This is a genomic window from Chitinophaga sp. HK235, from assembly GCF_018255755.1.
In the GTDB taxonomy this organism is placed as follows: Bacteria; Bacteroidota; Bacteroidia; order Chitinophagales; family Chitinophagaceae; genus Chitinophaga.
This window is the reverse complement of sequence record NZ_CP073766.1, coordinates 5,683,338-5,705,240: the sequence shown is the minus strand read 5'-3', so window position 1 is coordinate 5,705,240 and position 21,903 is coordinate 5,683,338. Positions and strand designations below refer to the sequence as shown.

The 21,903-nt window shown below is 46.8% G+C and carries 18 protein-coding genes; 8 read left to right on the top strand and 10 right to left on the bottom strand.

Annotated elements, in window-relative coordinates:
• The gene (locus KD145_RS21520) at positions 1-678 is read left to right on the top strand and encodes a GyrI-like domain-containing protein (RefSeq protein ID WP_249219504.1); all 678 of its coding nucleotides are present in this window, start codon (positions 1-3) and stop codon (positions 676-678) included.
• Between the two features lie 10 nt (positions 679-688).
• Here the strand turns inward: KD145_RS21520 and rnc are convergent, their stop codons facing one another.
• Genes rnc through KD145_RS21505 form a run of 3 tightly spaced genes read right to left on the bottom strand, consistent with a single transcriptional unit; the run spans position 689 to position 2,932 of the window.
• Positions 689-1,408, bottom strand: coding sequence for a ribonuclease III (gene rnc, locus KD145_RS21515; RefSeq protein WP_245957406.1), 720 nt, complete (start codon positions 1,406-1,408; stop codon positions 689-691).
• 10 nt (positions 1,409-1,418) lie between these two features.
• Complete coding sequence (fabF, locus tag KD145_RS21510) at positions 1,419-2,672, bottom strand: beta-ketoacyl-ACP synthase II (protein WP_212001555.1); 1,254 nt, start codon at positions 2,670-2,672, stop codon at positions 1,419-1,421.
• 23 nt (positions 2,673-2,695) lie between these two features.
• The gene (locus KD145_RS21505; RefSeq protein WP_012788038.1) at positions 2,696-2,932 is read right to left on the bottom strand and encodes an acyl carrier protein; all 237 of its coding nucleotides are present in this window, start codon (positions 2,930-2,932) and stop codon (positions 2,696-2,698) included.
• A 533-nt stretch (positions 2,933-3,465) separates the two neighbouring features.
• Between KD145_RS21505 and KD145_RS21500 the strand changes: the two genes are divergently transcribed.
• The 5 genes from KD145_RS21500 (at position 3,466) to KD145_RS21480 (ending at position 11,113) form a co-directional block, all read left to right on the top strand.
• On the top strand, positions 3,466-4,551 hold the full coding sequence (locus tag KD145_RS21500) for an efflux RND transporter periplasmic adaptor subunit (RefSeq protein WP_212001554.1): 1,086 nt from the start codon (positions 3,466-3,468) through the stop codon (positions 4,549-4,551).
• Between the two features lie 45 nt (positions 4,552-4,596).
• Complete coding sequence (locus tag KD145_RS21495) at positions 4,597-7,722, top strand: efflux RND transporter permease subunit (RefSeq protein ID WP_212001553.1); 3,126 nt, start codon at positions 4,597-4,599, stop codon at positions 7,720-7,722.
• A gap of 17 nt (positions 7,723-7,739) precedes the next feature.
• A complete protein-coding gene (locus KD145_RS21490; protein WP_212001552.1) occupies positions 7,740-9,071 on the top strand; it encodes a TolC family protein in 1,332 nt (443 codons plus the stop codon).
• A gap of 133 nt (positions 9,072-9,204) precedes the next feature.
• Positions 9,205-9,756: an RNA polymerase sigma-70 factor gene (locus KD145_RS21485; RefSeq protein WP_212001551.1), complete on the top strand. Its 552-nt coding sequence runs from the start codon at positions 9,205-9,207 to the stop codon at positions 9,754-9,756.
• A 7-nt stretch (positions 9,757-9,763) separates the two neighbouring features.
• Positions 9,764-11,113 (top strand): S41 family peptidase, encoded by a 1,350-nt coding sequence (locus tag KD145_RS21480; protein WP_212001550.1) that lies wholly within the window; start codon positions 9,764-9,766, stop codon positions 11,111-11,113.
• Between the two features lie 12 nt (positions 11,114-11,125).
• On the opposite strand, the gene KD145_RS21475 is transcribed toward KD145_RS21480, so the two are convergent.
• From KD145_RS21475 to KD145_RS21445, 7 genes are all read right to left on the bottom strand, one after another.
• Positions 11,126-12,046: an alpha/beta fold hydrolase gene (locus KD145_RS21475; RefSeq protein WP_212001549.1), complete on the bottom strand. Its 921-nt coding sequence runs from the start codon at positions 12,044-12,046 to the stop codon at positions 11,126-11,128.
• A 226-nt stretch (positions 12,047-12,272) separates the two neighbouring features.
• A complete protein-coding gene (locus KD145_RS21470; protein ID WP_212001548.1) occupies positions 12,273-12,908 on the bottom strand; it encodes a hypothetical protein in 636 nt (211 codons plus the stop codon).
• Positions 12,909-12,918: 10 nt separating this feature from the next.
• Positions 12,919-13,698 (bottom strand): hypothetical protein, encoded by a 780-nt coding sequence (locus KD145_RS21465; protein WP_212001547.1) that lies wholly within the window; start codon positions 13,696-13,698, stop codon positions 12,919-12,921.
• 71 nt (positions 13,699-13,769) lie between these two features.
• Positions 13,770-15,134 carry a hypothetical protein gene (locus KD145_RS21460; RefSeq protein ID WP_212001542.1) on the bottom strand — a complete coding sequence of 455 codons (1,365 nt, stop codon included), beginning with the start codon at positions 15,132-15,134 and terminating at the stop codon, positions 13,770-13,772.
• Between the two features lie 75 nt (positions 15,135-15,209).
• Positions 15,210-18,431 (bottom strand): TonB-dependent receptor, encoded by a 3,222-nt coding sequence (locus tag KD145_RS21455; RefSeq protein WP_249219502.1) that lies wholly within the window; start codon positions 18,429-18,431, stop codon positions 15,210-15,212.
• Between the two features lie 36 nt (positions 18,432-18,467).
• Positions 18,468-19,388, bottom strand: a complete 921-nt coding sequence (locus KD145_RS21450; RefSeq protein WP_212001540.1) for a FecR family protein — start codon at positions 19,386-19,388, stop codon at positions 18,468-18,470.
• A 111-nt stretch (positions 19,389-19,499) separates the two neighbouring features.
• A complete protein-coding gene (locus tag KD145_RS21445; RefSeq protein WP_212001538.1) occupies positions 19,500-20,219 on the bottom strand; it encodes a carboxypeptidase-like regulatory domain-containing protein in 720 nt (239 codons plus the stop codon).
• A gap of 139 nt (positions 20,220-20,358) precedes the next feature.
• Here KD145_RS21445 and prs point away from each other — a divergent pair, with 139 nt between their 5' ends.
• Both prs and KD145_RS21435 read left to right on the top strand, forming a co-directional pair.
• Entirely contained in the window at positions 20,359-21,288 is a 930-nt protein-coding gene (gene prs, locus KD145_RS21440; protein WP_212001537.1) for a ribose-phosphate diphosphokinase, read from the top strand.
• 65 nt (positions 21,289-21,353) lie between these two features.
• Positions 21,354-21,803 (top strand): GNAT family N-acetyltransferase, encoded by a 450-nt coding sequence (locus tag KD145_RS21435; protein ID WP_212001535.1) that lies wholly within the window; start codon positions 21,354-21,356, stop codon positions 21,801-21,803.
• Positions 21,804-21,903: the final 100 nt, after the last annotated feature.

Genomic DNA, 21,903 nt, shown 5'->3' with positions numbered 1-21,903 from the left:
ATGAAATACTGGAGTAACCTTGGATGGATACTGCTGATAGGATTTACTATTGACTATGAAATAAAACTAACGGAGATGACTAAACTCGAACTTACCAAATCATTCAAAAGCTATTACAGCGCTGCCACCACAGCGGAGCTGGCCACTATGGGGAAAGGGCTCTTCCTGACGATCAACGGTCAGGGAGACCCTGACGGGGATGTTTTCGCAGAAAACATCGGCGCCCTGTATACGGTAGCTTACGGTATCAAGTTTTTATGTAAAAAGGCGGACAGTGATTTTACCGTCAGCAAGCTGGAAGGTTTTTGGTGGGTACAGGATACCGCAGGCGATCCGCGGCAGGTGCCCCGTGACCAGTGGTGTTATGAGTTGGCTATCCGTATGCCCGATTTTGTAACCCGTCAACAGCTGTCTTCCTCCGTGATGAGTGCCGAAAAGAAGAAACAGTCAACCCTGTTCAGAAATGTAGACCTGAAAACGATAGAGGAGGGGAGATGTGTGCAGATCATGCACATAGGACCTTTTAGTGAAGAACCCGTTTCACTGAAAAAGCTGGAAGTGCTGATGGAGCAGCAAAACCTGAAAATGAATGGACGGCATCATGAGATATACCTGTCGGATTTCAGGAAAACAGCACCGGAGAAACTGAAAACGATTCTACGGCATCCGGTAAAATGATCAGGAGAAATTAGTCAGCAAGCCCCAACTGTTGGATGGCTTGCTGGGCAGCTATCTGGCTGGCGTCTTTTTTATTGAAGGCTTTACCGGTGCAAATCAGTTCACCGTCTACTACAGCGCCTACAGTAAAGATACGCCGGCCATTGTCCATTTGTTCTTCAAGGAGTTCGAACTCGAGGACTTTGCCGTTTTTATTGGCCCAGCCATACAGTTTGTTTTTGTGGTTCATTTCCACGCTTTCCAGCAGCTCCATATCGATGTAGGGCATGAGGATGCGTTTATGTACAAACTGCTGGGTTTTATTGTAGCCGCGGTCGAGGTATACAGCGCCTACGAGGGCTTCGAGGGTATTACCGAAGATCTGACTGATTTTCAGAAAGCTGTTGTACTTGTCGTAGATAGTGAGTTTGCGCAGCCCCATTTTGATAGCGATATCATTGAGTTGCTGGCGGTTTACAATTTTGGAGCGCATCTCTGTGAGATATCCTTCTGTTTTGTAAGGATATTTTTTAAAGAGATAATCACCCACAATTGCTCCCAGAATGGCATCACCAAGGTATTCCAGCCGCTCATTGCTTTCGAGAAACTTCTCTTTGCTCGAGCGGTGGCTAAGGGCTATCTCATACAGGGCAAAGTTACCTGGCGGGAAACCCAACAGGCTGGTGAGCTCTTTGTATAAGTGCCTCTTCTTGGATACGAGTCGATATAAAAATCCTGGCAGTAATCTCACACGATCAAGATCAAGGAACAAATTTTTTGAAAATAACAGAGGCATTATGTCCACCAAAACCAAAGGTATTGGATAATGCAGCTCTTACATCTCTCTTCTGTGCAGTGTTAAAGGTAAAGTTTAATTTCGGGTCCAGCTGAGGGTCGTCAGTAAAATGGTTAATTGTGGGTGGTACAAGACCATTGATGATAGACATGATAGCAGCTATTGACTCAATAGCACCGGCTGCACCGAGTAAGTGGCCAGTCATGGATTTGGTGGAGCTGATGTTGAGGTCATAAGCATGTTCACCAAATACTTTCTGAATAGCCTTTACCTCTGCGATATCACCCAGTGGGGTAGAAGTACCATGTACATTGATATAATCAATATCATTAGCCTGTAAACCGGAATCTGCCAGCGCCTGCCGCATTACGTTCATCGCACCCAGTCCTTCCGGATGAGGGGCAGTGATATGATGGGCATCTGCTGTAGCGCCTCCGCCGGCCAACTCAGCATAAATTTTTGCACCTCTCGCCAATGCATGGTCCAATGATTCCAGTACCAGCGCACCTGCACCTTCTCCCATTACAAAACCATCACGGTCGAGGTCGAAAGGACGGGAAGCGGTCTTAGGATCATCGTTTCTTTCAGACAAAGCCTTCATGGCGTTAAAACCACCAACACAAGGCTCGTTGATCACATTTTCCGAACCGCCGGTAACCACCAGATCGGTCTTACCGTAACGGATACTGTACATCGCCTCAATAATTGCATTGGTGGCAGAAGCACAAGCAGATACAACGGAAAAATTAGGCCCTCTGAAGCCGTGGCGGATAGAAATATAACCAGCGGCAATATCAAGAATAAGCCTGGTGATCAGGAAAGGGCTGAAACGGGGAGTCCCGTCTCCGGTATGAAATTCTCTTAACTCGTGACTGAAGTTAATCATCCCACCAACACCGGTGCCCCATATCACACCGGCCCGATCCACATCGATCTTGTCCTTGTTGATATTGGCGTCCTGTATTGCCTGATCAGCGGCTATTACCGCGGTTTGTGTAAAGGGGTCCATCTTGCGGGCCTCCTTCTTATCCAGGTAGTTAGTAGGGTCGAAATTCTTCAGTTCACAAGCAAAACGGGTTTTGAACTTGGAAGCGTCAAATTGACGGATATAATCCGCGCCGGATACACCGTTCGCCAATCCGTGCCAGAATTCGGCTACGGAATTGCCGAGCGGTGTAAGAGCGCCTAAACCTGTAACGACAACTCGTCTTGGTTGCATTAAAACAATTCTGATTAGTAGGATTATTTTACATGTTCTTCCAGGTAAGCAACTGCCTGGCCAACAGTAGTAATAGTTTCAGCTTGTTCGTCAGGAATGGAGATGTTGAATTCTTTTTCGAATTCCATAATCAGTTCTACCGTATCCAAAGAGTCAGCGCCTAAGTCGTTGGTGAAGGAGGCTTCAGGAGTTACCTCGGCTTCGTCAACGCCCAATTTGTCAATGATGATCTTTTTAACTCTTGATGCAATGTCTGACATAATTTTAAGTGTTTTTGGTTTAAAACTTGAGTGCAAAAATATAATTTTTATTGAATTGCCAAGAGATAGCCCGAATTTTAACCTGCACTCTCCTTTTTTATTCCTCCCAAACCCAATACAGTAAACATATTCTTCACTTTGTTAATAAAAGATTTTATGTCCCGGTATCCCCCGTCTGATAGGATTTTCCCCCTTTTTTCCATTCCCCTGAATACCAGTACTCCCATCTTCATCTCTTCCAAAAAACGTATATTATCATGTTCTAAAATAGCCAAATATTCAAATATCCCTCTCCTCCGGGACAATAAAAATCCATTTAACCCGCTTTTTCACCACTTATCTAACCCCTTAACGCTAATTAACAGTCACCCCATCCATTCACCCCCTCCATTTATTAAATTTGTCCGGCTTATGAGAAGCCGTTAGCTATACGTAACACAACTGGATGCAACACCTCAACAGTAGAATGTTAAAATACTAACTGACCTTCGGTAATTTATCATTAAAAGCTAATCGCTAAAAGGCTTAACAACATGCCCAATATCAACAAAACAGTCCGCTCCACTATTATAGTGGTAGCTGTAGGCATCGTGATCTTCCTGATTTATAAAAAAATAACGGGCAAAAAAGAAGCTGCTGCCGCTACCAGCGGTGCCGCCGCCAAAGGAGCCAACTCCAGACAGCTCCTCACAGACGCCTGGATCGTAAAAACAGATGCCCTCGCTCAGGCCATCGAAGCAAGCGGAACATTACAAAGCAATGAAGAAGTGGAAGTTAAACCGGAAATTAATGGCCGCATCACCCACCTCTATTTTAAAGAAGGTACCAACGTCAGAAAAGGCGACCTCCTCGTAAAAATCTACGATGAAGACCTCCGTGCCCAATTACAAAAACTGAAACTACAACAGGAACTGGCCAAAACAACCCTCGAACGCCAGGAAAACCTGCTCAAAATAAACGGCATCAGCCGCCAGGATGTAGATGTAACCCGCAACCAGGTTAGTGCCTACGGCGCCGATATGCAATACACCCAGACCCAGCTGCAGAAAACTGAGCTCCGCGCGCCCTTCAGCGGCAAACTGGGACTCCGCAATGTCAGTGAAGGCGCCATTGTATCTTCTGCTACCATCATCACTACCCTCCAACAGGTAGATCCGCTTAAAATGGACTTCGCCGTAGCAGAAAAATACCGTAACGTCATCAAAATCGGTGATCAGGTTAACTTCTCCGTTGCCGGCGACAATAAGGAATACAAAGGCAGCATCTACGCCATCGATCCGAAAATAGACCTGACCACCCGCACCGTTAAACTCAGGGCTATCATACCCAACAATAATGGTACACTCTTCCCCGGATCTTTTGCTAAAGTAAAGATCACCCTCAGAGATCTTCCGGATGCTATCATGATCCCCTCTCAGGCAGTCATCCCTGGCACCCGCGATAAAAAAGTAATCGTTGCCGATAGTGGCAAAGCCAAATTTGTGATCGTAGAAACAGGCATCCGCAACGAAAACAATGTACAGATCACCAGTGGCCTCCAACCGGGAGACACGGTGGTTACCACCGGTATCCTCCAGCTGAAACCTGGTATGCCGCTGAAGTTCAACAAAATACAATAGTGAAAGAGGGCGATTACGTACTGTAATCCCTTAAAAAATATTCCAATGAGTCTACCTTCATTATCTCTCAAACGCCCTGTTCTGGCAATTGTGATGAATATCATCATTGTGATATTCGGTCTCGTGGGCTTTTCCTTCCTTGGAGTGCGAGACTTCCCGGCCATCGATCCGCCCATCGTAAACGTGCGGACATCCTACGCCGGTGCCAACTCAGACATCATCGAAACACAGATCACCGAGCCACTGGAGAAATCCATCAATGGTGTCGCCGGTATCAAAAACATATCTTCCAGCAGCAGCCAGGGTAGCAGCAATATCACCGTGGAATTTGAACTGGGTCAGGACCTCGAAGGCGCCACCAACGACGTGCGCGATAAAGTATCCCAGGCCCTGCGCAGCCTCCCGCCTGATATCGACGCACCGCCTGTAGTATCCAAACAGGATGCTAACTCAGATGCTATCATCTCCATGACGGTGCAAAGCAATACCCGCAATCAGCTGGAAATAACCGAATACGGTACCAACGTACTACTCGAAAAACTGCAAACGATCCCTGGGGTTTCCCAGATCCAGATATGGGGCGAAAAAAGATATGCCATGCGTATCTGGATGGACCCGGCCAAACTGTCGTCTTACAGCCTTACACCATCTGATATCCAGGCCGCCCTTCAAAGGGAAAACGTGGAACTGCCCTCCGGTAAAATCGCCGGCAACGCCACCGACTTTACCGTACGCACCTTCGGCCGCCTCTTCACGGAAGACGATTTCAACAACCTTATCATCAGAAATATCAACGGCAGCGAAATACGCATCCGGGACATAGGCCAGGCTGTACTGGGCCCAGAAAATGAAGAAACGGTGCTCAAAGAGTCCAGCATCCCGATGATCTCGCTGGCGCTTATCCCGCAACCCGGCTCCAACTACGTGGCCATCGCCGATGAGTTCTATAAAAGATATGAGCAGCTGAAAAAAGATATCCCGGAAGACTATACGGTCAACATTGCCATGGACAATACCCGGTTTATCAAAAAATCTATTGAGGAAGTAGAAGAAACCCTGATCGTGGCACTCACACTCGTGATCCTCATCGTATACCTCTTCTTCCGCGACTGGCTCATGGCCTTCCGTCCGCTGGTAGACATTCCCGTGTCTCTCATCGGTGCCTTTTTCATCATGTACATCTGCGGCTTTACGATCAATATCCTCACCCTGCTGGCTATCGTACTGGCTACGGGCCTTGTGGTCGATGACGGTATCGTAGTGACTGAAAATATCTACAAAAAGATTGAAGCAGGCATGCCTCGTATGAGAGCTGCCCGTGAAGGGTCTGAAGAAATTTTCTTCGCCGTTATTGCTACTTCCATCACCCTGGCCTTCGTATTCCTTCCGATCATCTTCCTGCAGGGATTCGTAGGACAGCTCTTCCGTGAATTCGGTATCGTGGTAGCTGGCGCCGTACTCATCTCTGCCTTTGTATCCCTGACGCTCACACCGGTGCTCAACGTAAAACTGGGCCGTAAAACGCATACCCACTCCTGGTTCTATACCAAAACAGAACCATTCTTCCGCTGGATGGAAGATGGTTATAAAAATTCACTGGAAGCGTTTATGCGTTTCCGTTGGGTGGCAGGACTGATTATCGCAGGCTGTCTGGTCATGATTTATTTCCTGTTCAGAACACTGCCCTCAGAGCTGGCTCCACTGGAAGACAGAAGCCAGTTCCGCCTCTCCATCACCACGCCGGAAGGTACCTCTTTCGACTATATGGATAACTACGTGGACAAACTCACCAGGTTTCTCGCCGACTCCATACCCGAAAAGAAAATCATCCTCAGCGTTACCTCTCCCGGTTTCAGTGGTGCCGGCGCGGTCAACTCCGCCTTTGCCAACGTCATGCTCACCGAACCACAGGAGCGTACCCGCTCTCAGAAGGATATCGTGAACATGGTCAACCGCAACATGGCCCGATACCCTCAGGGTAAAGTGTTTGCCATCGAAACACAGACCATACAGGTAGGACGCAGAGCCGGCCTCCCCGTTTCATTTGTACTCGAACATATCAACTTCGACTCCCTCACACATGTACTGCCTAAGTTCATGGAAGAAGTGGGCAACAGCCCTGTCTTCCAGGGTACCGACGTAGACCTGAAATTCAACAAACCGGAACTGCGTATACACATCAACCGTGACAAGGCCACACAGCTGGGCGTTTCGGTACAGGATATCTCTCAGACACTGCAGCTCGCACTGAGTAATCTCCGTTATGGTTATTTCATCAGAAATGGCAAACAGTACCAGGTAATGGGCCAGGTGTTCCGCGCCGACCGCGACGATCCTACCGACCTCCAGAACCTGTATGTACGCAACTCCCGCGGCGAAGCCATACAGCTCGACAACGTAGTTAGCATCGAAGAAGAAACCAGTCCGCCTATTATCTACCACTTCAACCGCTATAAATCTGCTACCATCTCCGCAGGTCTCGCTCCCGACAAAACCATCGGCGACGGCCTCAAAGAGATGTACCGCATCTATGACAAGCTGGAGAAAGAAAAAGTCATCGACGACTCTTACTCCACTGCATTGTCCGGATCCTCCCGCGACTACGCCGAAAGTGGCTCCAATACAATGTTCGCGCTGGGACTTGCACTGGTACTGATCTATCTTGTACTTGCTGCTCAGTTTGAAAGCTGGATAGATCCGCTGATCATCATGCTCACTGTACCACTGGCGTTCGCAGGTGCATTGTTATCGCTGTGGATATTTGACCAAACCTGGAACATCTTCTCTCAGATTGGTGTGATCATGCTCATCGGGCTGGTAACCAAAAACGGTATCCTCATCGTGGAATTTGCCAACCACCAACGCGATGCCGGCCTTGCCAAAGGAGACGCCGTAATACATGCCTCTGCCATGCGTTTACGTCCTATCCTTATGACCAGCCTTGCCATGGCACTGGGTGCATTACCGATAGCGATGTCACTGGGAGCTGCGGCCACCAGCCGTATTCCGCTGGGTATCGTGATCGTAGGTGGTATCGTGTTTTCACTGGTGCTCACATTGTATGTTATTCCGGCTATGTATACTTTCTTCTCCCGTCACGGTAATAAAAGCGCTGAGGGAGAGGAGGAGGAAGAAGATAAAGAAGAAGGTGTAGCAGCCACTCATGCATAAACTGTATTAAATTTTTTATGAAGAAATATATCACCGGAAGCTGCCTGTTCCTGATCATACTACTGGGAAGTATCGCTGCCACTGCGCAGGAAAAGATACTGACCCTCGAGCAGGCAATAGACGTGGCACTTAAAAACAATTTCTCTATCAGGCTGGCCAGAAATACGGCTGAACTATCGGCTAACGATTACGCCTATGCGGACTTTGCATTTGCGCCACGCCTCAATGCCACCGCCGGCACCAACTGGAGCCGTACCGCCACCAAACAGGAGTTTGCCAACGGCACCAAAAGAGATACCAGCGGCATCAAGGGAAATAATATCAATGCCAGCGTCAATCTCAGCTGGACACTCTTCGATGGTCTCAAAATGTTCGCCACCCGCGAAAAACTGGAAGCCATCAAAGACCTCGGCGAGCTGGGCATCAAAGACCAGATACAAAATTCCATTGCTACCCTGATTGGTGGTTATTACAATATCGTGCAGCAAAAACAACAGTTGCGCGCTATCAGGGAACAACTGTCCATTTCAGAAGAAAGAGTGAAGCTCTCCGACGCCAAATTCACTACCGGCCTGGGTCCTAAAACAGACCTGCTGCAGTCTAAAGTGGATTACAACGCACAGAAAGCGCTTTTCCTGCGGCAGCTTACGCTCATCGAACAAAGCAAGGCATTGCTGAATCAGCTGATGGCCGTACCTCCAAACGCCATCGGATATGATGTACAGGATTCCATTCCCATCAATGCCAGTCTGTCTTTTACAACGTTGCAGCAAAACATCGCCAACAACAACACGGCTATCAAAGTACAACAACAGAATATCAATATTTCAGCACTCACCATCAAAGAACGCCGTGCCGACTACTTCCCGACAGTGTCGTTCAACTCAGCTTATAACTTTAACCGGAGTACGTCTAACGCGGCATCCAACAACTTCAGCCCCCGCTTTAACCGCAATGGGGTGATCAACTACGGCCTCACTGCAGCTATTCCTATCTTCAATGGCTTCAATGTAAAACGTCAGGTGAAAAATGCCCGGATAGATTTCGATTATCAGAATATCGCACTTGATAACATCAAATCACAGATCGATCTCTCCCTGAATAATGCTTTCAAGGATTATGAATATTACAAGAAAGCTTTAGCACTGGAAGAAGAAAATAATACGCTGGCAGAAGAGAATATGATGGTGGCACTCGAACGCTTCAAACAAGGAGTATCTACTACCATCGAGGTAAAACAGGCCCAGCAAAGCCTGGAAGATTCCAACTACCGTCTTATCCAGGCCCGGTATAATACCAAACTCGCTGAAACAGAACTGCAGCGGCTCAACGGCTCCCTGTTGAAATAGTCAGTATACAATTTTCATAAAAGCGCAAAGCAGCAAAGACTACAAGGTTTTTGCTGCTTTGCGCTTTTATATGAAAATAGTACCGCTCCTTAACATTCCTGTAACATAGCCTGCTTAAATTTATAACCGGATAATGCAACAACCTCGAACTATGTCTGTAAGCCCTCCTAAAGTTCATTTTGAAAAAATATTTGAGGAGAACAATGCGAAGGTGTACCGATTTGCATTCAAGTTAACCGGTGATGCTAACCGGGCACAGGAAATCACCCAGTTATGCTTTGTTCGCCTCTGGGAAAATATGCACCAGCTGAAGGAAGGGCAGGATGTTTTTCCCTTGCTGTTTGTGTACGTCAAAAATCTCGTCATAGACGAAACCCGTAAACTATACCGGGAAAAAAAAGCGCTCTCCCTGGTAGCTGACAACCAGGCCTCCGAAACAGCCAGCAGCGGAGAAAAAATTCTGCTGCAAAAAGAACTCGCCACGCAACTGCAAAAGGTAGTGGAAAATATGCCGGAACAACGGCGCAACGTATATATGCTAAGCCGTAGTGAGGGATATAGTCACAAGGAAATCGGACAACAGCTGTCTATCTCTCCGGCTACCGTTAAAAACCACCTGACAGCCGCACTGCAATACATCCGCAAAGAACTGCTCCATCACTTTAATATCGACACCACCCAATAATCACATCATGAAATACTGGTACCTGGGAATAGCCCTTTTCTGTATGGCCTGTAGCAAAAAAGACCAGCCCGCACCTACGCCCACCGGCCCTGTCACCCAGCAGGAAATCAACAACTGGATGCTGGATAGCATGCGTCTTTTCTACCTGTGGAATGAAACACTGCCTGTCTCCGCCAATCCTCAACAGGAAACAGTCTCCTTTTACAACAGCCTGAAAAACGCCGCAGATCCTTTTTCGATGATTTATAATCCGGGCAACTGGGCCACCTTCCCCAGAAGCATGTTATATAACTACGGCATGGATTACAGCATCATTCCGCATCCTTCAGCTGCCAGTGGCTTTATTGGCGTGGTACGCCTCGTTATCCCCGGCTCCAATGCCGACAAAGCAGGCTTTAGCCGTGGTATGTATTTTACAGCTATCAATGGCCAGCCGGTCAACAGTAGCAACGCTGCTACCATCACGGCACAACTACTGCGGGAAGGAAAAGGAAACTTCACGCCGGCAACCATCACAGCCGGCGTTATCAGCGAACAAACGCCAGTGGAAGTATTGCTGGGCATCGTTACTGAAAATCCGATCTATCTTCAGAAAGTGATTAACAGCAACGGCAAAAAAATCGGCTACCTTTTTTACAATGCATTCAACGATAATTACAATAACGCCTTATTGACTGCCTTTCAGGATTTCAAAGCACAAGGTGTCACCGAGCTGATTCTCGACCTTCGGTATAATACCGGTGGAAGTCTGGCTGCAGCGGCGGTTTTATCCAGCCTGGTGGCCAGCCGGCTCAATGCACAAACTTCATTTGTAGAGTATACCGGTAATAACAAACAAGGCAAACAACTGCTGGATGTTAGCACTATGCTGCGTTATCCGGAAAGTGGTACACCAGTAAACTTCAGCAGTATCCAGTCTGCCCGTCTCACATTGGATCGCGTTTTTATCCTTACCGGCCGTCAAACCATCTCTGCTGCAGAGTTGACCATCAATAACCTCAAGCCCTATACGCAGGTAACACAGATAGGACAAACTACCTACGGAAAAGACAAAGGTGCTGTCATTATCAAAGACGGTAGCCGCCGCATCACCTGGGTATTACAGCCTATTGCTTACCGGCTTTCCAATGCCAAAGGGGAAGGCAATTATGCTACAGGCATCACACCTCAATATGTGGTAGATGAAATGACCAGTCTCCCGCTCTCTGCCATCGGCGATATCAGCGATCCCCTCATCACCAGAGCACTGGCGCTGATCAACGGAGGAGGCAGATCAGCATCCTCAGAAAATGTAAACAGGGAGAACACCTACTTCAATACGTTGTCTACCGGTGCAGAAGTGATCATTCCGCGCTAATGCAGGTTTCTATTATTGAGCCAGTAAAAATTCCAGGAATTCTTTTTGTACCTGGGGAGTATTCTCCTGCACAATCCAATGTCCGGCATCTTTTATGATCACCCCTTTAACATTGTCGGCCACCAGCCGGCAATGTTCCGGAAGGAAAGAGGATGCGAACTCTCCGGCCATGGCCAGCAGCGGCATTTTCAGTTTGTGCTTCATAAATTCCTGATTATCCCTGGCGTCCTGTGGAAATGCAGCAAACCAATGAAAGCTTCCTGCAATAGATCCATGTACGGAATAGGCTCTGATAAATTCATCTGATTCCTGTTTTGTAAAAGGGTCTTTTACATATCCGACTACCGGCCAGAAGCCCGTCAGAAACGTTTTCGCCTTTCCTTCAACAATATCCGGTGAGGCAGGCCAGGCAAAGAAACCAAACCACCAGGCAGCACCGCGGACCTGTGACCACACCGGTTCAACACCTGGTAATAATGCATCCATCAAGACCAGTTTCGTTACTTCATTTTCATATTGTCTGGCATAAGCATAGGCCACCATCAGTCCTATATCGTGGCCTGCAAGCATAATATTGTTAAATCCCAGTTTTTGCATCAGCGCGTGTATATGTAGCGCCATCGTCTTTTTATCGTAACCATCAGCAGGCTTACCAGACTCTCCAAGCCCGGGAAGGTCCGGAGCGATCACTGTAAAGTGTTTTGACAATTCAGGAAGCAAACGCTCCCACATATACCAGTTCTGTCCGAAGCCGTGTAATAACAGGAGAGGCTGGCCTTTTCCTCCTATGACGTAATGGATGGTTAATCCGTTTTCAACGGCCATGACTTTGCTTGTAAAATTAGCAGGTGGAGTTGCAGGCTTAATGCCCTGGGCGAAACCAATGACTGCCATACTGATAAACAGCAGCAAAAGAGCACATGACTTTCTCATAGATTTAAGTTTATAGCCTGCTTAAGAAAACAGCTTATAACAATAGATGTTTAAATTCACTCAACTCATTAACATGCAGACCCAGCCTCAATGTTGATGAGTACGGTGTATATTTCTGATGTTTGCTCCCAATAAAAAAAGCTGTCTCCTAAACAGGAGCCAGCCGCTTTCTTTTGCATTGCTTGTAAATATGGAGAATAAACCAAATAGGGTCTTCGTAAATATATTAGTAGAGGAAAATGGGTTTCATACCAGGATGACGGTCGTATAAGGTAACATGTTGCAAAACCGTTCTGCTACCAGCCCCCAGCAGTTTTAAACCTTCAGACATCGGGGACTGGTAATGCAGCTGCACATATCGTACAACACCGGAGCTATCCTGTTCTGTTGTTCCGCCATAAGCGATACCCGGCAGCAGTTTATTGTCGGGATGATCTGCCAGCGGCATCTTATTTTTAACCGGGGCTTTGCCCAGCAACAGTATATTGCCTTTTTCCTTTATGGAGATATGAATCGGGGAACGCGCTGTACCGGCTGCATGCAGGTATGCACCGCGGGTGATCACAAGACCACCGCTATTGCTGTGTTCTCCCGGAAGAATATGTATAATAGACCCCGGCTCAATACGCAGGGTAGACTCATTGCTCACATATACCCATCCTTTGATATACCAGGGATGACTGGCAGTAAGGAGGGTATTGGCATTGATCACCTGTGTCAGCGTATCGGTGGTGGGGATGATTTCCATGGTTGTATGCGTAGCTACCGGCTGTTCATCTTTCTTGCAGGCATACAGTAATAGCAGGGAAACTAATCCTATGTAACATAAATGCCCATACGAAAAATTATCGTTCGGTAACATACGGTTGTATTTATAAAGTGTTAGGGGCCATCTTAATCCTGTTGGTCTCCGGCGTATCACCGTCCACATCTATAATAGACACCAGGTTAAAGCGACCTTTAAAGCTTTCATAGTTCATGTTCATAAAGATGTAGCTGCCATTTACGGTATTAGCCTGACGTAATATCCAGTTACCCGTTTTGCTATCCTTCAGTTTGAACACATAATTTAATGTGGCGCCGGTGGCTGATTTACAAGGCAATGTAAACACACGCGGGTCGAGCACACCTTTTTTCAATCCTTTTACTACCAACACTTCTGTCAGCACTGCAGGTCTCCCAGCGGAGGTATAGATATACATCTCTGCTTCCGGGTAGTCATTAAAGGATTGATTGAGATAATAAAAAAGCTGGAACTTACTGGAATCAGGCGTTACAGCGGTACTACCGATAAAACCGTTAATATTGAGCAGACGGGAACTGATCACCCTGAAAGACTGAGCGCTGTTTTGGGTAATGGTGATGGAGGTATCTGCCACCAGCGAATCTGTACCGGCTTTATAAATACTTAATTTGGCTGCCTGCTGTCCGGCTGGTAAAACCACATCCACAGTAGGTACCGCCTCAGGGGATTTTATCATCGCTCCCACCTTTTTTCCGTTATAAAAGATGTCCAGATTGGTAGTATCACCTAATACAACCTGAGTAAGGGCTACTCTGCCGAAATAGTTTTCCAGGGGAAGTTCGCCTTTCCGGCAGGCGTATAGCAGCGTAATAAATGCAGCTAAAAAAAGTAAATTTCTATATCGCATATGTATTTATTGTTGCGGATAAAAGGGTAGGAGAACAACGTGCAGCAAGCTGCTGCACGTTGTTGAAAAAATTAATTGTATCTGGTCCAGTTGTGGCTACCGCCTACAGTAGTCCAGTCAGCACCATTCGGGAATGCACCCGCCTGATCTTCAGGAGTACCTTCTGCTGCGAAGAAGCTGGCTGCTCCACCGCTACGGTCAAACGGACTAGTCAGGCTGATATTAGTCAGCGTAGTAGTACCAAAGTTTCCTGTTGGTGTACCGATAACAGTGAATACTTTGCTTACTTCTTTGGCATAAGATCTAACATAACCATGAACGAAGTTGTTGGTAAAAACAGACACACCGCTTACGTATTTATCGTAAGTAGTACCTACAGTCTGGTCCAGGCTGATACCTGTAGAGAAACCAACAAAGATGGAGTTCTTCAGGTTGAATTCAGCGTTTCTTCTCAGGTGAGCAGCACGGCCGTATTTGAATCCACCGGCGCCGTTAGCAGCTTTAGTTGCGTTGGGTAAACCTACAATGGTGACATAGTTGTAAGTAGGACGGGTGATTGGAGTAGCACCAGTACCACCAGCGTTGTTGTCGCTTTCAAAACCGTTAGACTCGCTCTGGTCAGCACGGGTAGTGTCAGACAGACCCAGTGCATAGGAGATAGTACCGATATAACCGTTGTCAGTATCGAACATATCATCCAGTGCGTCAATTGCCAGCAGGTGAGAAGCATTTACAGTACCGCCGAAGAATTCGAAAGCATCATCGTTTGCTTTGAATACTTCTACGTAGTCAATAACGGTTCCGCTACCAACACCAGCCAGTGTCAGACCGTTTAATTCATTGTTCAGTGACAGCGCAAAACCAGCATACTCAATACGAACGAATTGCAGGATACCGGAGTTGTCATTAGGAACATTACCGCCGAAAGTAGCATCAGCAGGTGATACGTCAGGAACACCTTCTACACGGGTGGTAGTAGGAGCGTTGGTAGGTGCTTTACCCAGCAGTACCACACCAGACCAATCACCGGATTGAGGGGTGCTGGAATTGGAAGTGAATACGATAGGGTTGGCAGCAGTACCTTGAGCCAGGATTTTTGCACCTTTAGTGATGATGAGACCACCACCGGCAACGGTAGAGGAACCACTCAGGTCACCTTTGATAACGGTACCAGGCTGAATAATCAGTACGTCAGCGGAGTCAACATACACCAGGCCACTCAGGTGCCATACAGTGCCACTGGTCAGCAGGATGGTATCTGCTACATTGTGGGTAGTACCTAATACACCAGAGAGGATAGGAGAAGACGGAGGTACCTGCGTAGCAGTTACAGCACGGCCTTCCTGGGCATGATTCTCCTTTTTGCAGGAGGCAAACAGTACAGCACCTAAAGCGGCAGCTGATAAAAGGGCTAATCCAAAGGGTTTTCTTTTCATGATTTTGTTTTTTTCTTTTAACAAAAACGGGATACCTGATCAGGATATATAACAAAAAATGCGCATGCTCTTAAATCAGAATTTGTAACTGGCGGTCAGGCTAAAAGTCCTTCCCGGACTGGCTTTATAGTCGATCGCATCGTTACCGGAATGGTATAACAACTGTTTGGTAGTAGGCATTTTACTGCCAGCCAGAATCTGCGGATCATCATCAAAACGATTGATATATACCAGGCTGAAACTGTTCAGCAGATTGGATACATTTAATCTTAATTCACCTTTGCCTTTCAACAGATGAAATGCCAGCTGTGCGTCCAGTGATTCGAGCGGACGCTCAAACAGCGAGAGAGCGTAGATTTCATTGGCCCGGTACATCCTGTTGGTTACATAGTTGTACACCAGGTTAAAAGATACCGGCTTAGTATCATAAGCCAGTCCCGCATTCACCATATAATTGCTGGCCCCGGCCTGTGGTCTCTTTTCTTCCGGCAACACATTTTCCGTGATCACCACTTTACGCGGGTTATCAGGGTCAGTTCCGTCAAAACGAACAATCATCGGCGTCACGCGGGAATCCAGATAAGTGAAGTTGCCGGACAGCGTGATGTTACGCAACACGGGCACACCGGTAAACTGAAGTGATTTACGCAACTCTATCTCCAGACCATAGTTCTTCGCTTCCTTACTGTTGCGCAAGCGGAATTCATTGTTGGCTTCCTTGAATATCTCCATCGGGTTTTTCATCTTCTTATAGAAAAGAGAGAAAGACACGATCTCACCAGGTCCGGGATACCATTCATAGCGGAAATCATAATGACGTATAGTGGTAGACGTTACATAGGTGCTATAGTAAGTACCTCCCAGTTCAAAGTCATACTCTCTCAAACCACTCATCTCACGCAGGTCCGGACGGATAATACTTTCTGCATAAGCCAGTCGCAGGTTCATGGAAGGAGTGAGGCTGTAAGTAAGATTGGCGGAAGGAAACAGCCGGAAATCAGGCTCCCTGTTTCTTAAACCGGACAAGTCCAGTTTATTATCTTCACCACGTCCTCTGTTGAGGTCCTGATCCAACACATCCAGGGCAGCATTTACGTTATTCAGATTATAGTATTCCCCACGAACACCCCATACCAGCCTGAAATCACCGATCTTGTTGTCCAGCATACCATAAACCGCATGCAGGGAGGCCGAGCGGTTATAGTTGTCCCCAAAACGTTCCAGCTTTGTTTCCAGTCCGTTTTCAGGTGTCATGAGGGTAGATACAGGCAGATAATTTTGTCCTGGATTCTGGATGGTATTGGCAGTATTGATCACGTAAAAAAAGCGACTTTTACTCCAGCCTCCATAGCCCAGCTTGAAAGTATTATCCAGCGGCACAGCACCGATATTGAATTTAAAAGGCTGTGCAGCAGACAGGTCCCAGCTGTAGTTGTTCTCACGGGCTCTGCTCCAGGTGCGGAGTGCGCCGGCAGTCACATTGATCGGGAAGAGATAATCGACGTTATAGTTGTTGGGATAATTGTTGTCTGTGTCCAGGTAGTTGCCTGCAAAAAAATGGTTGTCAGGGCGCTGACGGTCCAGCTGTGTATAGCTGCCCAGCCATTTTACTTTAAGCCCATTATGACCAATGGAATGTTCTCCCTTCAGTTGGTTCTGCCATAAACCAGTAACACCGGTCATATCAAAATAAGCGTAGGTATGTGCACTGTAGGCGGCAGACTGGCCGATACCGGATACCAGCTGCTGGTCAAGAGAACGTTGATAGATGCTTTGAAAACCAATACGGTTGCGCTCATTACGGTAACCGATTCCGGCCATGCCACCCAGGTTGGTAGTAAAACCATAACGTTGTCCTCTGAAGGCGGCATAATCCATCGATTTATCACCTTCAAAGCCGGCACGGCTCATCACTACGTCCTGCGTAGCCAGCGTATTGCGGTAGTTGGCTGCCAGGATCACACCAAACTGACCCTTGCCATGCTCCGGTAACACACGGCCCAGAGAGATCTGATAGTTGGTAGACGGCTGTGCATTAAAAGATGTAATACCGTAGTTATTATTAAAATGTTCGCTTTTACCAATACTGGCGTCAAATGCACTGATGATGTCTGCGCGGTCTTTCCAGTCGAATTTACCTAACAGCTTACGATGGTCTGAAGCTTTCGCCCAGTATTCTTTCCCTTCCAGCGGAAGCGACAAAAACGTTTTACCAGTCGTTTTATCATTATAACTGCCACCCACGCTGACGTTGAGAAAATTTTCAGAAGGGATATCTACAGTATTTACTTCTATCAGCCCTCCACCGAATTCCGCACTACGATCCGGAGTAAGTGTCTTAATGACAGTTATATTTTCAATTACATTGGAAGGAATAATATCGAAGCTGAAATTTTTACGATTCAGTTCTGTGCTGGGCATCAGCTGACCATTCAGGGATGCCTGGTTATAACGTTCGCTCAAACCGCGCACCACTACATATTTATTATCCAGCGTAGACAAGCCGCTCACGCGTTTCAGCACTTCACCTACGTTTTTATCCGGTGTGCGGGCGATGAGATCTGAGCTGATACCATCAGTGATGCCCGCATTATTTTTTTGCAGTGCGTAAAGTCCTTCTATGGAGGATTTCCGGTAGTTGCCGGTAACAGTCACTTCCTTCAGCCGGGAACCGCTGCTTTTCAGCACGATGTTCAGTGGTGTGATCTCTTTGGGTGTCACTTCCACATCTGTCACTTTACGGCTGTCGAAAGAGATATAGGAGAAAGTGATGGTGTATTTACCAGGCTCCAGTTGCAGCTCGTAGCTACCATCTACGTTAGATACGGCGCCTTGTCCGCCTTCTACCACAATAGTCACACCTGGCAGTGGTTCATTTTTAGAGTCTACTATTCTGCCGGTGACACGGCCACTAACCTTTACGGCTGCTTTTTCCGCCTTGCCTTTGCGTACGGCAATAGTACGGTTATTGGTCAGTTCAATATCAACAGGAGCATGCTGATCGAGGTACTGCAATACCTTTCCTAATGGAGCACCTTCAAACTTTACAGCAGAAAGTGTGCACTGTGTCAGGTATTCGGGATCGTATATAAAAGTATAAGAGGTCTGGTCCTGCAGCGATTTCACGATGGCGGCTGCATTGGTCCGTGCCGACTGCAGCTGCACCTTATCAGTAAGAGAAATATAGGACTGGGCCTGCAACAGGAAAGGCGATGACCCCGTCATCAACAGGAACAGGGACAGCAGTTTAAAGGACATACGTTTCCCCGTACAAAATCTTTGTGTAGATTTTTGCATACTTCAGTTAGATTAAATAGATAGTTTTAATTGTGGTTAGTTGCGTTTGCGTTGTACCTGGAATGTACTGTCATTTACACGAGTAATGGAGATGTTGTGCACATACGCCAGGGTGGTCAATATTTTTTCGGGTGATACTTCTTTTTTAAACTCTCCGGATATCTTCCTGTTGCCTATTTCCGGTTGCTCCAGGATGATATGGATACCATAACGCTGCTGCAGTTTCATCAGGGCATCCGCCAGACTGGTATTCTCGAAATGTATTTTACCGCTCTTCCAGTCCAATACTTCATGCTGTCCGAAAGCCATCAGCTGTGGTTCTTTACCATTCACATATTCCAGCATCTGGCCAGGTAATAGTATTTTATTGAATCCATGCAATTTGCTTACTGCAATTTTTCCTTCTATCAGGCTCACCTGGATAGCACCGTCTGCTTTGTTGGAAGTGGCGATATTAAAGGATGTTCCCAGTACAGTGGTAGTAAGACCGCCGGCATGCACCATAAAGGGACGGTCTTCATCTTTTACTACTTTAAAATAGGCTTCGCCGGATAACCACAGTTCTCTGTTTTCCTTGTTGTACAGCAGGCCATAACATACCGTGGAATGAGCATTCAGCCACACTTCAGAACCATCGGCCATGGTAAACAGCTGGATATTGTTACTGTTGTTGCGCAACGTGTCGTAGCGGGCTGCCAGCTCCTGCCGTGCATGTCCCTGTTGCCACAGAAAAGATACCAGCCCTATCATACCGGTTACTACGGCCGCTGCTGCTGTATACCACCAGCGATGTATTTTGGGCGCGGCCGCCACCGGCGGATTCGCAGCATCCCACTTTTCCATCATAAACTCATCGAGCAGGGGAGAGTCCGGCGCCGATAACCAGGCTTCAACAGCAGTTGCTTCCTGTTCCGTACAATGTCCTTTAAAATACTTGTCCAGTAGTTGTTTGTCCATATCCCAGATTCCCTGCTTTGGGTGTTTACATGAAGAGTACGTCTGGGAAACGGGATGTTCCTAGTCAGATTTACGGGTTAACAATTTGGTAATATTTGATCTTTGGGAGAATTATTTGCCCTTTGTCCGCTGATATTCTGCAAATGACTGTTTGATGAACAACAACAGGTCATATTCAGTAGCATCATTGAGAAACTGATAACCAGGGCGGTATCTATGCATGAAGGAATCCAGCTCGGGGCTTTGCAGTTTGGTCATTTTGCCCACCAGCTCAGGAGAATAACGGTAATCAATATACTTTTCTTTTTCCCAGTACAACAGCTGCTCATGGAACTGTTCCTTACGCTTGCGCGCCTTACTGGGCACCAGGTAGGACAAGGCAGTGATAGGGTTGGCAGGCAGCGTTTTTAATACGTCTACAGCACCTGGCTTACGGTAACGGAAATAACGATCGTATTCATCACGCATAGCCAGTGAGTCCTTTTTATAGTTGCTTCCTTTTACATTCACACCCTGTAACTCAAAAAGCCTTCTCTGCAGGTAGATATCCAGAGAAGAAGACATCCCTGGCATTACAACCTGGCGCTGGGTATAACTGAGCATAGAAAACTCAATGGTATCACCCGGCATACCTTCAATATAAAAACGACCACTCTCACTGCTGAGCGTGCCCGTCATCGTTCTTTTGTTAATGATGGAAACAAATGGCAATCCCGTTTTCGTTTCCTGGTCTGCCACCATACCAGACAATCTTACCTGCGCTGATGTGTGCTGTTGGCAAATGAAAAAGAAGAAAAAAAGTGCTCCGATATATGCTAAAAGTCGAATCATGGACGTACTAATCGTTCAAATTTAACGTTCCACCCGCAAATGAAAAGTTAAAAAAGCGGGTAAATGACAGTGCTCAGGTACAAAATTATTAATTATCAGCCTTATAAATAGCTTAATTTTACCTCAATTCACCATTATCATGCCACAGAAGATCATTTTTGCTACACAGCACTATCAATATTTAAAGGACCGAATACTGGCCCAGACCGCTTCCCAGTGGGAAAATGGCCAGCTCGAAATCCGCGATTTTCCTGATGGAGAGCATTACCACCGCATTGTCAGTGAAATCAGTAATAAAGAAGTAATCCTGTTAGGCGGCACCATTGACGACAAGGAAACCCTGGAATTATATGATCTCGCCAGCGGATGCATCCAGCTGGGGGCACACTCCCTTACCATCGTAATTCCATTCTTTGGTTATTCCACCATGGAAAGAGCTGTCCAGCACGGAGAGATCGTGAAAGCCAAAACCAGGGCAGTATTGTTCTCTTCTCTTCCCAATACCTCCCGGGGCAACAGGATTATGCTGATAGATCTTCATGTAGATGGTATCACCTGGTATTTTGAGAATGATATCCGTCCGGTACACCTTTATGCCAAAGATTTTGTGAAGGAAGCTGCGCTGGAGATAGCCGGCGGTAAACCTTTCGTGCTCGCCAGCACCGATGCAGGCAGGGCCAAATGGGTAGAATCACTTGCCAATGATTTTCATGTTCCGGCTGCTTTTGCCTTCAAACGCCGCATCTCCGGCGAAGAAACAGCCATCACCGCCATCAGCGCCGATGTAAAAGATAAAATCGTGATCATATACGACGATATGATCCGCACCGGCGGCTCTCTGCTGCATGCAGCCGAAGCCTACCTCCATGCAGGCGCCCGTGAAATCTACGTAATCACCACCCATGGTATCTTCGCTGGCAACGGCTTTCAGAAAATAAAAGACAGCGGTATCATTAAAGGTATCTATTGCACCGATACCCATCCCAACGCGCTCCTGATTCAGGATGATATGCTGCAGGTAAAATCCGTTGATCAACTTATCGTGAATGCTGTTATGGCCAGAAGCTGATACCTGTCTCAATTTCGTTGATACATAAACGTTAATACATCCTATTCACCATTAAAACCGGTCTGATGCTTGATTTTCGTATAATCGAATACGGTAGTTGCGACTACCAGGACATGGTAGCACTCCGTGATGAAGTGCTGCGCAAACCATTGGGACTAACGTTCACGGCTGAATACCTGCAGCAGGAAATCAATGACTTCCTCATCGGAGGCTTCCTGCAGGAAGGTGACAAAACAATGCTGGCCGGCTGCTGTATCCTTACACCCGTCAGCGAAAACACTGTACAGTTAAGGCAAATGGCGGTATCGCCTCTATTGCAGGGAAAAGGAATCGGAAGAGATATCATCCTCTTTGCAGAGTCACATGCTGTCAGCAACGGGTTCGGAATACTAACCATGCATGCTAGAAAAGAAGCCGTCGGTTTCTATCAGAAACTGGGCTACGAAATCTGCGGAGACGAGTTTACAGAAGTAGGAATCCCACACTACGAAATGAAGAAAAACCTGATAAAATGAAATAAAGCCCATTGTAAATGGGCTTTCAATTGTATAGATAATTGATATGGACCACCATTATAACCATCGGCAGCCTATAAACGCTGTAAAAAAAATTTGT

Bases quoted from the DNA above. Each gene is read 5' to 3' on its own strand.
- KD145_RS21500 (WP_212001554.1), top strand. From the start codon at position 3,466: ATGCCCAATATCAACAAAACAGTCCGCTCCACTATTATAGTGGTAGCT.
- KD145_RS21485 (WP_212001551.1), top strand. From the start codon at position 9,205: ATGCAACAACCTCGAACTATGTCTGTAAGCCCTCCTAAAGTTCATTTT.
- KD145_RS21505 (WP_012788038.1), bottom strand. From the start codon at position 2,932: ATGTCAGACATTGCATCAAGAGTTAAAAAGATCATCATTGACAAATTG.
- KD145_RS21520 (WP_249219504.1), top strand. From the start codon at position 1: ATGAAATACTGGAGTAACCTTGGATGGATACTGCTGATAGGATTTACT.
- KD145_RS21480 (WP_212001550.1), top strand. From the start codon at position 9,764: ATGAAATACTGGTACCTGGGAATAGCCCTTTTCTGTATGGCCTGTAGC.
- KD145_RS21465 (WP_212001547.1), bottom strand. From the start codon at position 13,698: ATGCGATATAGAAATTTACTTTTTTTAGCTGCATTTATTACGCTGCTA.
- KD145_RS21490 (WP_212001552.1), top strand. From the start codon at position 7,740: ATGAAGAAATATATCACCGGAAGCTGCCTGTTCCTGATCATACTACTG.
- KD145_RS21460 (WP_212001542.1), bottom strand. From the start codon at position 15,134: ATGAAAAGAAAACCCTTTGGATTAGCCCTTTTATCAGCTGCCGCTTTA.
- fabF (WP_212001555.1), bottom strand. From the start codon at position 2,672: ATGCAACCAAGACGAGTTGTCGTTACAGGTTTAGGCGCTCTTACACCG.
- KD145_RS21435 (WP_212001535.1), top strand. From the start codon at position 21,354: ATGCTTGATTTTCGTATAATCGAATACGGTAGTTGCGACTACCAGGAC.
- prs (WP_212001537.1), top strand. From the start codon at position 20,359: ATGCCACAGAAGATCATTTTTGCTACACAGCACTATCAATATTTAAAG.
- KD145_RS21455 (WP_249219502.1), bottom strand. From the start codon at position 18,431: ATGCAAAAATCTACACAAAGATTTTGTACGGGGAAACGTATGTCCTTT.
- KD145_RS21475 (WP_212001549.1), bottom strand. From the start codon at position 12,046: ATGAGAAAGTCATGTGCTCTTTTGCTGCTGTTTATCAGTATGGCAGTC.
- KD145_RS21445 (WP_212001538.1), bottom strand. From the start codon at position 20,219: ATGATTCGACTTTTAGCATATATCGGAGCACTTTTTTTCTTCTTTTTC.
- KD145_RS21450 (WP_212001540.1), bottom strand. From the start codon at position 19,388: ATGGACAAACAACTACTGGACAAGTATTTTAAAGGACATTGTACGGAA.
- KD145_RS21495 (WP_212001553.1), top strand. From the start codon at position 4,597: ATGAGTCTACCTTCATTATCTCTCAAACGCCCTGTTCTGGCAATTGTG.
- KD145_RS21470 (WP_212001548.1), bottom strand. From the start codon at position 12,908: ATGTTACCGAACGATAATTTTTCGTATGGGCATTTATGTTACATAGGA.